Origin of the sequence: Bacillus cereus group sp. N8 (genome assembly GCF_016483685.1) — a bacterium.
In the GTDB taxonomy this organism is placed as follows: domain Bacteria; phylum Bacillota; class Bacilli; order Bacillales; family Bacillaceae_G; genus Bacillus_A; species Bacillus_A proteolyticus.
The window spans coordinates 1-373 of sequence record NZ_JAEHBK010000147.1; the positions used below are offsets into that span (position 1 = coordinate 1).

The following is a 373-nucleotide window of genomic DNA, read 5'->3' on the forward strand; positions in this document are numbered from 1 at the left end:
TTTCGTATCTATCCAAATAAAGCACAAGCAACCCTAATCAATAAAACGATTGGCTGTTCTCGTTTTGTATTCAATCATTTCCTATCTCTATGGGATAATGCATACAAAGAAACAGGGAAAGGTTTGACATATGGTACATGCTCTGCCAAACTCCCTGCCATGAAGAAAGAGTTTGTTTGGCTAAAAGAAGTGGATAGTATCGCGATTCAGTCGTCTGTTCGCAACCTTGCGGATGCTTATACACGCCTTTTCAAAAAACAAAACAATGCCCCGCGTTTCAAATCTAAGAAGAACAACGTACAATCTTATACCACAAAACAAACAAATGAAAACATTGCCGTTGTAGGAAACAAAATAAAATTGCCAAAACTAG

At 37.5% G+C, this 373-nt stretch carries 1 protein-coding gene; it reads left to right on the forward strand.

Annotation, left to right across the window (positions count from 1 at the left end):
• A partial coding sequence (locus JDS80_RS30780; RefSeq protein WP_199640825.1) for a helix-turn-helix domain-containing protein occupies positions 1-373 on the forward strand: 373 nt, incomplete at both ends.